Annotated in this window: 14 protein-coding genes and 1 pseudogene; 10 read left to right on the forward strand and 5 right to left on the reverse strand. The window is 46.9% G+C overall.

Going from position 1 to position 11,045, the window contains the following annotated elements:
* Positions 1 to 16: 16 nt before the first annotated feature.
* The 5 genes and pseudogenes from EJO50_RS17470 to EJO50_RS09885 all read right to left on the reverse strand — a co-directional run.
* Positions 17 to 480: pseudogene (locus tag EJO50_RS17470) on the reverse strand (transposase); the annotation flags it as partial.
* 271 nt (positions 481 to 751) lie between these two features.
* On the reverse strand, positions 752 to 1,354 hold the full coding sequence (locus EJO50_RS09870) for a hypothetical protein (RefSeq protein ID WP_164521484.1): 603 nt from the start codon (positions 1,352 to 1,354) through the stop codon (positions 752 to 754).
* Entirely contained in the window at positions 1,351 to 1,590 is a 240-nt protein-coding gene (locus EJO50_RS09875; protein ID WP_125973762.1) for a M15 family metallopeptidase domain-containing protein, read from the reverse strand. Before EJO50_RS09875 ends, EJO50_RS09870 begins: the two co-directional genes overlap by 4 nt.
* A 364-nt stretch (positions 1,591 to 1,954) precedes the next feature.
* A complete protein-coding gene (locus tag EJO50_RS09880) occupies positions 1,955 to 2,308 on the reverse strand; it encodes a LysM peptidoglycan-binding domain-containing protein (RefSeq protein ID WP_125973764.1) in 354 nt (117 codons plus the stop codon).
* A 313-nt stretch (positions 2,309 to 2,621) separates the two neighbouring features.
* Positions 2,622 to 2,924 (reverse strand): hypothetical protein, encoded by a 303-nt coding sequence (locus EJO50_RS09885; protein WP_125973766.1) that lies wholly within the window; start codon positions 2,922 to 2,924, stop codon positions 2,622 to 2,624.
* A 5-nt stretch (positions 2,925 to 2,929) separates the two neighbouring features.
* On the opposite strand from EJO50_RS09885, the gene dusA reads away from it, so the two are divergent.
* The 10 genes from dusA to EJO50_RS09935 all read left to right on the forward strand — a co-directional run bounded on the left by dusA (position 2,930) and on the right by EJO50_RS09935 (position 11,037).
* Entirely contained in the window at positions 2,930 to 3,934 is a 1,005-nt protein-coding gene (gene dusA / locus EJO50_RS09890; protein WP_233702261.1) for a tRNA dihydrouridine(20/20a) synthase DusA, read from the forward strand.
* Positions 3,935 to 4,570 carry a retropepsin-like aspartic protease family protein gene (locus tag EJO50_RS09895; protein WP_125973770.1) on the forward strand — a complete coding sequence of 212 codons (636 nt, stop codon included), beginning with the start codon at positions 3,935 to 3,937 and terminating at the stop codon, positions 4,568 to 4,570.
* Complete coding sequence (gene rdgB / locus EJO50_RS09900) at positions 4,567 to 5,184, forward strand: RdgB/HAM1 family non-canonical purine NTP pyrophosphatase (protein WP_125973772.1); 618 nt, start codon at positions 4,567 to 4,569, stop codon at positions 5,182 to 5,184. The genes EJO50_RS09895 and rdgB overlap by 4 nt, the downstream gene beginning before the upstream one ends.
* The gene (locus tag EJO50_RS09905) at positions 5,181 to 5,414 is read left to right on the forward strand and encodes a hypothetical protein (protein ID WP_125973774.1); all 234 of its coding nucleotides are present in this window, start codon (positions 5,181 to 5,183) and stop codon (positions 5,412 to 5,414) included. Before rdgB ends, EJO50_RS09905 begins: the two co-directional genes overlap by 4 nt.
* A gap of 529 nt (positions 5,415 to 5,943) precedes the next feature.
* The gene (gene hemW / locus EJO50_RS09910) at positions 5,944 to 7,125 is read left to right on the forward strand and encodes a radical SAM family heme chaperone HemW (protein ID WP_373280509.1); all 1,182 of its coding nucleotides are present in this window, start codon (positions 5,944 to 5,946) and stop codon (positions 7,123 to 7,125) included.
* Positions 7,126 to 7,574: 449 nt separating this feature from the next.
* Positions 7,575 to 7,994, forward strand: coding sequence for a type IV pilin protein (locus tag EJO50_RS09915; RefSeq protein ID WP_125973776.1), 420 nt, complete (start codon positions 7,575 to 7,577; stop codon positions 7,992 to 7,994).
* A gap of 13 nt (positions 7,995 to 8,007) precedes the next feature.
* Positions 8,008 to 8,652, forward strand: a complete 645-nt coding sequence (locus EJO50_RS09920; RefSeq protein ID WP_125976415.1) for a GspH/FimT family pseudopilin — start codon at positions 8,008 to 8,010, stop codon at positions 8,650 to 8,652.
* A 5-nt stretch (positions 8,653 to 8,657) separates the two neighbouring features.
* Positions 8,658 to 9,182, forward strand: coding sequence for a type IV pilus modification PilV family protein (locus tag EJO50_RS09925; RefSeq protein WP_125973778.1), 525 nt, complete (start codon positions 8,658 to 8,660; stop codon positions 9,180 to 9,182).
* 11 nt (positions 9,183 to 9,193) lie between these two features.
* Positions 9,194 to 10,375: a PilW family protein gene (locus EJO50_RS09930; protein WP_125973780.1), complete on the forward strand. Its 1,182-nt coding sequence runs from the start codon at positions 9,194 to 9,196 to the stop codon at positions 10,373 to 10,375.
* A gap of 14 nt (positions 10,376 to 10,389) precedes the next feature.
* Positions 10,390 to 11,037 carry a pilus assembly PilX family protein gene (locus EJO50_RS09935; RefSeq protein ID WP_125973782.1) on the forward strand — a complete coding sequence of 216 codons (648 nt, stop codon included), beginning with the start codon at positions 10,390 to 10,392 and terminating at the stop codon, positions 11,035 to 11,037.
* Positions 11,038 to 11,045: the final 8 nt, after the last annotated feature.

Below are 11,045 nucleotides of genomic sequence, written 5' to 3' on the forward strand. Positions count from 1 at the left end.
TGGCACTTCCGCAAATACAAATAGCCCCCCCCCTGTTTCGCTGATTTTGTGTCAACGTAATCAACTGATCGGCGATCTGCCGGTTGACGCTCGATTGTTGGCTGACATAGCGATAACAAGTTTGGCTGATGCCAAACGCCAAGCAGGCCACCTTTATGATTGCGCGTTGTTCTTTAACCACTCGCCGTGCCATCTCGCGCCGTCGAGATGGCGTTACCACTTTTTTTCGAGCGCTTCCCGGACGATTTCAGCCTTCAGGCGTTCTTCGGCATACATTTTTTTGAGGCGACGATTTTCGTCTTCCAGCTCTTTAAGGCGCGCCATCATGGAGGCGTCCATGCCTCCAAATTTCGCGCGCCATTTATAAAAAGTAGCCGAGCTAAAGCTATGTTCGCGACAGAGCTCAGCGACAGGACTGCCGCCTTCGGCTTGCTTAAGGATGGTAATGATTTGGCTATCGGTAAAACGGGATGATTTCATGTAAAACTTCCTCAAATTCATTACGAGAAAATTCTACTTAAAACGACGATTATTTGGTAGGGAGATTACCATAGCTACGTACATCAACTTTCTGATTTATATACATACCTAACCATTTCCGATATACCCTATTTCCATTAATTTTATTACATACCAATCCAGTGCTTTTGACTCGTTCAAAAGTAGCCTAACTTAGTTATTAGCTACAATCCAGATAAAATATTTATTCTCTTTACATAATTTGCATAGCAAACTTAAAACCACCTAAATCCTACCCACCAGTTTGTAAAGGAACAGAAAAATCATTTTTTACTCCCCCAACGGTAAAACTATAAAACTCTCGCCAAATATTACCTTTTTTAAAATTTGCAACCAATTTTACAGAAACAGGAGAACTCACCAATGGGTTATGCATGATCATATCTGTTTTAATCTGCATTTCCACAGCCGGCATTGCAAATTGAGAGGCTCCATTTATAAGTAATAGTTTTTGTGTCTTATTTCCCCCTACACCAAATACTTGTGCCCGGTATACAAATTGATATCCCTTAATTCCTTTTATTAAATCTATAAAATCAGTATCTGCTGCATATTTTTTTAATAACTCATTAACAGCTACTTGGTTAAGATCAACGACTTCAATACAACATGCGGGATCAAATGTTTCTCGGTCTACAGTTCTAAAAAAAGAAAGTGTTATTGGTTGTTTTAATTTTGACTTTGTAAAAAAAAGCATTTCAATTGCTTTAGGTGGTTTATTAATACTAAAATTTGGATAATAAGGTAAATATGCAAACACACCAACAGCAGGTTCTGCACAAACAAAACCCGACAACATAAAAGAAAATATTAACATACATTTCATTTCACTCATCTCCCATTAAATGACCAATGTGGTTTATCTTTTGCTCCTAACCAAATAACGCCATACATCCTTCCAACCGAAACTAAATCATTAAACACCTTTATTTTCTTTAAATTACCATCAGAATCTTTGACTTCTTTATTTTCAAAGTTAATAATTGTCATATCAACAGCTAATCGCCTATTATGGTTTGAATTTGCTGGTTTTGCGACAGGGTTGGATCCTATCCTATATGCATTTACCATAGCTTGCGCGGCCTCCTTTGATTTTTTATATCAACATCTCCATTTAAACCTCTATGACACCAATTAATAGCTACGCCCTCCCAAGGAGGAATATGATCTGGAGCCAATTTTCCACGTGCAATCTCAGAAGCATAGTGCATCAAATATGAACGCTCAATTGGCCGAAATGTTGTCGATATTCGCACAGAGATGCCTGCCTCACGCAATGCTCCAATAAATTTTTTCGCATTTGTTTTAAAAGGCTCGACTAGATCATTTAAACTTATACTTTGTAAGAATTTCTTAGTCCAGCCAGCGCCACTAAGCTCACGTTCAGCAGAGCTAAGTACTATGGCTGGATGATTAGCATCTGATCGTTGAGGCGTTACTTGAACACCTTCTCTTTTTTTAGCTTTAGAATCTCCTTCTGGCTGCTTAGAGTTGTTTTATCTGAAGACTTTTGTTTATTTTCAGCATGTGACGACGCCTCTTTGGAAGCTGAACCATTTAGTATATTTAAGTGCTGCCTTACATAAATTTTATTTTTATCTGTAATACTATTAGCTAACATTAAGGATTCAATATCCACTGAATACTTAGCAGCAATACCTCCTAGCGTCTCACCGGGCTTAACAATATGTACATTTTTAGGTTGTGCTTTTTGTTTATTATATAATATCGGGTTGAATACTCTGAACAAAATATGGCGCGGTAAGAGAATATTGGCCATTAAGCTCACTCACACTCTTTGAAAAAATTTTTTCAAATTTTTTTCCCATATCTGCGAGATATAAATTAAGCTCCCCTCTAAATAGCCTTGGATAAATTGATAGTAATTCACCACTGCTATTTGTTCTTGTATTTATTTTTGTTTTACCAACAGATATTTTTACTTCAGTATTAGCAAGAGGCCTTTTAACAGCACCTTTAAGTTAAATTTTGACAGGCTTACCCAGTACTTTAATTATGCCTGGAATATAGGCGTATCGGTAGCAAACCCGTTAATCTTATCCATCAATTCATCACGCCTGATCCTGCAACCGTGATAGATGTCAGCCCATCACCGACAAATCACGCCTAACTAGGCACTTATGTACTGCTTCAGCCCCATCAATATAACGGCGCAATAAATCGACCTCAGAATGAATTATCTGACCATCACGTTTGACCCGAACCTGCGCACGATAGGACAATGAGCCATCAGCGGCCTTTCTATTGAGTAATTGCTGCCATTTTTTCCTATGTGCTACAAACACCGTCATGCAGCACAACTGTAACACCGGTAATACCAAAACGACTGAAAACAGCCCCAAACGCACAAAAATATGAATCAATACATAAACAAGCAGAAACAATGAATATGCAAGAGAATCATCAAGTTAAAGATATCAAACCCAGCCGCCGTTACTCCATTGCACCCATGTTGGATTGGACTGACCGCCATTATCGTTATTTCGCAAGACGGCTAACCAAGCACACCTGGCTGTATACCGAGATGGTGACCACTGGCGCGATTATTCATGGGGATAAGCAGCGGCATTTAAATTTTGATGAGATAGAAAACCCGATTGCTTTGCAGCTGGGTGGGTCTGATCCAATGGCTTTGGCAACTTGCGCCAAGATTGGCGAGAGCTGGGGCTATGACGAGATTAATCTGAATGTGGGTTGCCCTTCCGAGCGGGTGCAAAACGGCGCGTTTGGCGCTTGCCTGATGGCGGAGCCGCTTTTGGTGGCCGATTGTGTAAAGGCCATGAAAGATGTGGTGGATATTGATGTCACCATCAAGCATCGTATCGGTATTGATCAGGAAGAAAGCTACGACTTTGTGCGCGATTTTGTGGGTACGGTAGCTGATGCGGGCTGTAATACTTTTATTGTGCATGCACGGAATGCAATTTTAAAAGGCTTATCACCTAAAGAAAACCGCGAAATTCCCCCGCTTAAATATCATTATGCTTATCAGCTGAAACAGGATTTCCCGCATTTAGAGATTATCGTCAATGGCGGCATTACCACACATGAGCAGGCGGCGGAGCATTTAAAGCATCTGGATGGCGTGATGGTGGGGCGCGAGGCTTACCATAACCCGTGGAAACTGACGCAAGTGGACGAGTTGTTTTACGGCGGCGCAGCGCATACTGCCTCCCGCGCGCAAGTGATGCACGCGATGCGGCGCTTTATTGAGGCGGAAATGGCGCAGGGCTTGCCGATACGCTTAATGACCCGGCATATTCTGGGCTTATTCCAGCATCAGCCGGGGGCCAGAACCTGGCGACGGATGTTATCTGATTCCAAACTGCTTAAAGATGCTGACTTCCAGCTGATTGAAAACGCACTACGTGAAGTAACCAAAGGCCACCCTTAAATGAAGCAACTCGCCCTCTTACTGGCATTAATGATTCCGCCCGCATTGGCCACCGAAGTAACGCTGCTGGCGGCAATGGGCAATAAGGGCATTTTGCTGATTGACGGGCAAAAAAAGACTTTAGCGGTGGGTCAGCAATTGGGCGAGGTAAAGTTGCTGGCTGTTAGCAGCGAGCAAGCCACCGTTATGATAGGCACACGCCAGCGTCAGCTTTTATTGGGCCAAGGTTATATTGCCAGCAACAAGGCAGAAAGCGATAGCGCAGGCAGTTTAACGCTTAGCCCGGATGCGCAAGGCCATTATTTTGCCGATATTGCCGTGCGTGGCATCAGCCAGCGCGGCATTATTGATACCGGAGCCAGCCTTTTATCTATGCCGCGTAATCTGGCCAGCAATATGGGTGTGGATTATAAACAGGGCATCGAAGCCCGCACGCAAACGGCCAACGGCACGATTAAATCCTGGCAGATTACAATTGCACAAATCCGCATCGGCTCATTACTGCTAAATAATGTGCAAGCCAGCGTACGCGACCAGGATAACGGCCCTTTATTAATTGGCAATAGTGTTTTGAACCGCTTTCAAATGAAACGCGAGCAAGAGCTGCTTATCTTACAAAAGAAGAATTACCAATGACGAGTCCCCTAGATACAAATCGTAAGATCATCGTATTAGCCAGTAATAACGCCGGTAAGGTTAAAGAATTTAACCGCCTGTTTGCCGCGCTGGATATCCAGATTGTTCCGCAGGGCGAGCTGGGCGTGGCCGAGTGCGAAGAGCCGCACCACACATTCATTGAAAACGCCTTGGAAAAAGCCCGCCACGCCAGCCGGATTACCGGCCTGCCTGCACTGGCCGATGATTCCGGCCTTTGTGTGCATGCACTGGGCGGAGCACCGGGTGTTTACTCGGCCCGCTTTGCGGGTGAGCCAAAATCGGATGCGCGCAATAATCAGAAATTGGTCGAGAGCCTTGCCGGGCAAACGGATCGCAGCGCTTATTACTATGCCGCGCTGGTTTTAGTGCGCCATGCGGATGACCCGCAGCCCTTGATTAGCGACGGCATTTGCCGGGGAGAAATCCTTGAAACCAGCCACGGTGAGGGTGGTTTTGGCTATGATCCGCTGTTTTTGCTGCCGCAGTTTGGCAAAACAGCCGCCGAAATCAGCGCGGAAGAAAAAAGCCAGATCTCGCATCGCGGCAAAGCTTTGCGTGAACTGATCGCTAAATTACAGGAAACAGGCTTATGAGCACGGCAGTCAATCAAGGCGAAACGCGCTGGGCTACATGGCTAAGAGACGATGAATCGGTAGTGTCTTGCACCGAAAAAGTAAAAGTCATGAATGAGAATTTGGATGAACTAAAGCAAATGGCGCAGGATTTACTGGAAGACGGGCTGCTGATGGAAGTATCCGAAGCACAGATCAAAGCCGTGCTGCACAAGCTGGTGGATGAGCTGCATAACCCTTATCAGAAATAGCGATTTAGCATCAATCAAAAAGGTCTGTAGACACAAAGCACAGGAAGAACACTGAGAAGACCATAGATAAGCAGTAATTATAAATCGCTATCAAATCGTCATTCCCGTGCAGGGAATTCAGTGGAGCGGCTGGGTCCCCGGTAAAAACACTCGGGGATGGCGGTAATGCCGTTCACTTAATATGTTGGTTTTGCTTCCCTCCTAGAAAAGGGGGATTTGCCTTTGGTTTTTTGCTTATTTAAGCTCAACATCAAATCCCCCCTAGCCCCCTTTTACAAAGGGAGGAACTCAAGCAAAAGCGCTTAAGTGAGCGGCATGGCGAGGGTGACGATTTTTTTTGTTGATAAAGCGCTCAATTTAGAATGATTGCTATGAATTCTAATGGATTTAGAATTACTGATGGATAAGGACTCAGATATCTTTAAGCTTTTCTTTTTGTGCTCTGTGTTCTCATTGATCTCTGTGTCCACAAACCTTTTGCCAGACTTTTTTGCCTTAAAGCCCGCAATACCTATAAGAAGTGAGCACCATGCAATCGATTTCCATGCCCATCGGCAAAGCTAACTGGGGGCTTTCTGCCTTACCGCCTTTGGCGCTGTATATTCACTTTCCCTGGTGCATTAAAAAATGCCCTTACTGTGATTTCAACTCGCACGCGCAAAAAGGCGCACTGCCGGAGCAGCAGTATATTGCCGCTCTGCTGACTGATTTGGAGTCCTGTTTGCCGCTGATGTGGGGCAGGCCGATTACCAGTATTTTTATGGGTGGCGGCACACCGAGCTTGTTTTCTGCTGAGGCAATTAATCAATTACTGGAAGGGATTCGGGCCAGAGTGCGTTTGCACCCCGATGCCGAGATCACACTGGAAGCCAATCCGGGCACATTCGAGAGCGAGAAATTTGCCGGCTACCACACCGCAGGCATTACGCGTTTATCGATTGGTATTCAGAGCTTTAATACTGAGCACCTTAAAGCCCTAGGCCGTGTACATGATGAAAAGGAGGCCCATCGCGCCATCGAAATTGCCCATCAGCATTTTGATAATTTCAATCTGGATATTATGTATGCCCTGCCCAAGCAAACGCTTAGCGATGCGCTGCTGGATATTCGCACCGCCATTGCCTGCCAACCCACGCACCTTTCGGCTTACCACCTGACTTTAGAGCCCAATACGCTATTTCACCGCTACCCGCCTGCCTTGCCCGATGAAGATTGCAGCGCTGATATGTCAGATACAATTGAAGCGGAGCTTGCCGCAGCTGGCTTTGAGCATTACGAAACCAGCGCATTTTCCCAAGATAAACGTCAGGCTAAGCACAATTTAAATTACTGGCAATTTGGTGATTACCTGGGGATTGGGGCGGGGGCACATGCCAAAATCAGCTTCCCGGATAAAATCATCCGGCAAATGCGCTATAAGCAGCCCACTGAATACTTACAAAAAATAGCGGCGGGTTCTGCGGTACAAACGGAAGAGCAAATCACTTTAGAGCAGCTGCCCTTTGAATTTATGCTCAATGCCCTGCGCCTGACCGGGGGCTTTGATCTAAGCCTGTTTGAAGAGCGCACCGGCTTGCCGCTAACTAAGGTCATTCACCAGATTGAGAAAGCCGTTACGGATGGATTATTAGAGCGCCAGCTTAATCATATTCAGCCAACTTTACACGGACAGCGGTTTTTAAATGCGCTGCTAGAGCGATTTTTGCCTTAAATAATGGTATTTGCATCAAAACCCAAATTTTGAAATACACAGATAAAAAGACAGGGAGTTTCACGCAATAGAAAGTATTTTAAAATTAGGCGCCGTGCAGGATGGCCAGTTTTTATGCCCATACATCCTTACACTGGCACCTGAATATAAGATTACACATAGATTGCAATAATTTACACACACATTAAAAACAAATAAACTTTACTTCGTGCAACCACGAAAAACCCGCAAGCATAATCTAAGCTATTTTGTCATCATCAGCCCCCTGCTCTTCGCCGCAGCGGGCTTTTTTATTTACCGCTTAACACTGACCAACGGTAATGCCTACCATTCAACCTTGTAAATCCCCCGCTGCTCGCATGCTTTAGCTAAATCATTAAATGCTGATTAATATTCCATACAAATAATATAAACCTTAAAGCAAATCGACTACAGCAACCGAGGCGGATATGCGAAACCAGCATGGATTTACCCTGATTGAAGTCATGATTGCCGTTGCCATTATCGGCATTCTGGCCTCGATTGCAATCCCTCAATATGCAGACTATGTAACCCGCAGCCGCCTGGTCGAGGCACAAAGCAAGCTGAGCGATACCCGCGTCCGGCTGGAGCAATTTTTTGTAAATAACCGCACTTACCTAGGTTTTACCTGTACCCAAGCGGCAGCTGCTAATGAAAACTTTAGCATCGCATGCACCACGCAAACAGCCAGCACTTTTACGATCACCGCAACGGGTAGCAATAAAATGACGGGGTTTAGCTTTACGCTGGATGATCTTAACCAGAAAACTTCGGCTATCACTGCGTCGGGCTGGTCTGATCCTTCCCCTAATAATTGCTGGGTCAGCAAAAAGCCGAATCTTTGTTAGGTGAGCCAGCAAAATGAACTTCTCCTTGCAAAAACACCATGGTTTTAGCCTGATTGAGATCATGATTGTGCTGGTGATCTTCGGTGTATTGGCGGCTATCGCTATGCCTGGTTTTCAAGACTGGGTTCGCAGCGCTAAATTACGCAGCTTTGCCGAATCCTTTCAAACTGCAGTTCAAACTGCCAGGGCCGAAGCCATTAATCGCAATGCCTATGTTGAGCTTGTTTTAACCAATAGTGCAGTAGGGGCCGATGCAGCCAGAAATGCCAATGCAGTAACCGTGACCGCAACAGGTACAGCCTGGCTGATTCGTGAATGCACTACCTGCGCCAATATCAATACGGCAGCCACCACAGCAGAGACCTACCCCTTTATTGGCGGGAAAGTTCTGGCAGAAGGCGGCAGTAATAATCCTCCCGGGCTCAATGCCAGTGCAGGTTTAATCCGCTTTGATGGCTTGGGCAGGGCCAATGCAGCTTTTAACCTGATTGTGGCCGACACCCCCGCCTTGGCAACCCCTGCAGATTGTGGCCTGGCAGGTGCCGGGCCAGTTACGGATCCGGCCAGAGTTTGTGTCGTTTTAGATCGTGGCGGCAACGCAAGAATGTGCCTGCCCGATGCGCCGGCAACTCAGCCCAGCTCTTGTGCAAGGAGCTAAAGACCATGCAATTTTCTCTCCTAAAACAGCGCGGCTCCATGTTGCTGGAAGCCATGGTAGGCATCACGATTTTTTCATTTGGCGTGCTGTCTATTCTGGCCCTGCAAGGCAATGCCATGCGCCATGTATCCAGCACCTCTTCACGCACATCAGCCATGCAATTGATCCAAAGAATTGATGGCCTGATGCGGGTGAATCCGCGCACTGCCAATTTAGATAGCTTTCGGATGAGCAGCTGCACCTCGGCCACAGCCACCTCGGCAGCAGGCATTTGGTCCAGAGCTGTTGCAGCACAACTGCCCGGAGCCACATGCACCGTAACGATTGATAACGACAACGCAGCCGGGCGCACTATTCGTTGCTTTCGCCGTGCCGTCGTCACCATTAGCTGGCCGGTGCGCCGTGGCGAGCTGACAGGCACAAGCGGGCTAACCGACAGCAACGGCGGGCAAATGAATATTGCCACTAATGTGTCCGATATCCAGACGGTGTGGAGCGACACGCCTAACGGCACTCTGTGCAATAACTAAAGAGACACACTATGCGTCAGTCCCTCGGTTTTGGCTTAGTTGAGCTGATGGTTTCAGTGGTTGTTGCACTGGTTTCCATGATTTCTATTTATCAGATTTTTGGTGTCAATGAGGCCTACCGGCGCAGCAGCATGGGCAACTCTGGCGCGCAGATTAATGGTGGCATCGCCGTGATGCAGATGCAAAAAGATGCAGAACGATCAGGCATGGGGATTGGGGACACAGCGGCACTTAACTGTAATGTGGTTTCCAGAGTGGGGGCTCTGAATAATGTCCCGCTCATTCCTGTTTTAATCCAGAGTGCGGGCACATCAGACAGCCTTACCTTTTTATATGGCAGCAGCGTGGCAGGCGGCGGACAGGTTGCACAACTGACAGATATCGAACACAGTAATTCAGACACTCAATTTGCCAATGTCTTAGGCGGCCAGAGCATTGCTACAAATGATCTGGTCATTGCATGGCAATCTGGGCAGGCCAATTGCCCGGTATTTCAGGTGACCTGCACCAATACAACACCCTGCGCCGGAACACCAGCTTCAACCGATGGCTTTACTTTAGGCAACGCAGCAAATGCCTGGAACTCTGCCACAGCCAACTCCCCCTTCCCGGCTTCTTTAAGCAAAATCACCCGCCTGTATAACTTTGGCCGGCTCACCCGGCGCACTTACTGTGTTTATCTCAGTGGCAACAGTAACGGTTGCGCGGGAGCCGGTACCCAAATTCACGGCTCGCTTATCAGCCAGGATGCACTGGATGCCACAGCAGCCACCGACGGCAGCTGGCAGGTCGCCACTGAAAATGTGATTCAAATGAAAGCCGAATACGGTTTAGATACCAATGTTGATGGCGATAACATCATCAATAATGTGGATACCTGGCAGAAAGCAGCCCCTGCCCAATGGGCCCAGGTATTAGCGGTTCGCTTTGCCGTGCTGGTAAGAGCCAGTAATCCGCAAAGAATCAACCGGGCCGGCACCTGCGCCAATGACAGCAACAACAACTACACAGCAGCCACGCCCAGCGACGCATTCACACTGACCACCGCTGCCTACTACCTGGGCTGGTCAGGGGCAGATGTATTTACCCAACCCACCAACGCCGACTGGCAGTGTTATCGCTATAGCGTACATGAAGCAGTCGTACCGCTACGAAATCAGATCTTACTTAATCAGCCCACCACCAATATCTAAAGGAAAACGATAGCATGCATACGCCACGTGTTCCTGCCCCCTGCCACCAGCAGGGTCTGGTGCTGTTTATCTCTCTGATTGTACTGGTGATCATGACCTTAGCCGGTATCGCAATGGTCAGATCCATTACCACCAGCACCCAGGTTGCCAATAATTTATCGTTGCGCCAGGGCACCACCGCAGCAGCAGATATGGCACTTGAAACAGCTCGCCAGTGGCTAATTGCCATATCAGGTACCGCACCGGCCACATTAAATGCCGACTCTGCTGCTAATGGCTATAGTGCCACCAACACCGTCAACCCTATTAATCCTGACGATGGCACACAGTGGCGCACAGACAGTAACTGGGTCTGGGTTGCCAGCAGCTGTACACCCAGGCCCTGCGCCCCCGCGGCTATGCCACAGGCCACCAGTGCAACCACAGTCGCAAATGCAAATGGCTTTAGCGCATCTTATTTAATTCAGCGCAGCTGCAGCAATAATGCTGCGCCATCACTGGTCATTGATACCGTGGCAGCAACAGGCAACCCCTGCAACTTAATCAAAGCCTGCCCCAATTGCCTGAAAGATAAAACCTCTTTTAATGTGAATTATCTGATTACAGTCAGAATTCAAGGCCCTAAAAATACCGTCAGTTTTTATCAGGCTTCCATTTATTAAGCATGCTG

It is taken from the genome of Iodobacter ciconiae, from assembly GCF_003952345.1.
Lineage (GTDB): Bacteria > Pseudomonadota > Gammaproteobacteria > Burkholderiales > Chitinibacteraceae > Iodobacter > Iodobacter ciconiae.

Excerpts from the sequence above, each read along its gene's own strand:
- rdgB (WP_125973772.1), top strand. The coding sequence starts at position 4,567 with ATGACGAGTCCCCTAGATACAAATCGTAAGATCATCGTATTAGCCAGT.
- EJO50_RS09915 (WP_125973776.1), top strand. The coding sequence starts at position 7,575 with ATGCGAAACCAGCATGGATTTACCCTGATTGAAGTCATGATTGCCGTT.
- EJO50_RS09875 (WP_125973762.1), bottom strand. The coding sequence starts at position 1,590 with ATGGTAAATGCATATAGGATAGGATCCAACCCTGTCGCAAAACCAGCA.
- EJO50_RS09935 (WP_125973782.1), top strand. The coding sequence starts at position 10,390 with ATGCATACGCCACGTGTTCCTGCCCCCTGCCACCAGCAGGGTCTGGTG.
- EJO50_RS09870 (WP_164521484.1), bottom strand. The coding sequence starts at position 1,354 with ATGAGTGAAATGAAATGTATGTTAATATTTTCTTTTATGTTGTCGGGT.
- EJO50_RS09930 (WP_125973780.1), top strand. The coding sequence starts at position 9,194 with ATGCGTCAGTCCCTCGGTTTTGGCTTAGTTGAGCTGATGGTTTCAGTG.
- hemW (WP_373280509.1), top strand. The coding sequence starts at position 5,944 with ATGCAATCGATTTCCATGCCCATCGGCAAAGCTAACTGGGGGCTTTCT.
- EJO50_RS09895 (WP_125973770.1), top strand. The coding sequence starts at position 3,935 with ATGAAGCAACTCGCCCTCTTACTGGCATTAATGATTCCGCCCGCATTG.
- EJO50_RS09905 (WP_125973774.1), top strand. The coding sequence starts at position 5,181 with ATGAGCACGGCAGTCAATCAAGGCGAAACGCGCTGGGCTACATGGCTA.
- EJO50_RS09920 (WP_125976415.1), top strand. The coding sequence starts at position 8,008 with ATGAACTTCTCCTTGCAAAAACACCATGGTTTTAGCCTGATTGAGATC.
- dusA (WP_233702261.1), top strand. The coding sequence starts at position 2,930 with ATGCAAGAGAATCATCAAGTTAAAGATATCAAACCCAGCCGCCGTTAC.
- EJO50_RS09925 (WP_125973778.1), top strand. The coding sequence starts at position 8,658 with ATGCAATTTTCTCTCCTAAAACAGCGCGGCTCCATGTTGCTGGAAGCC.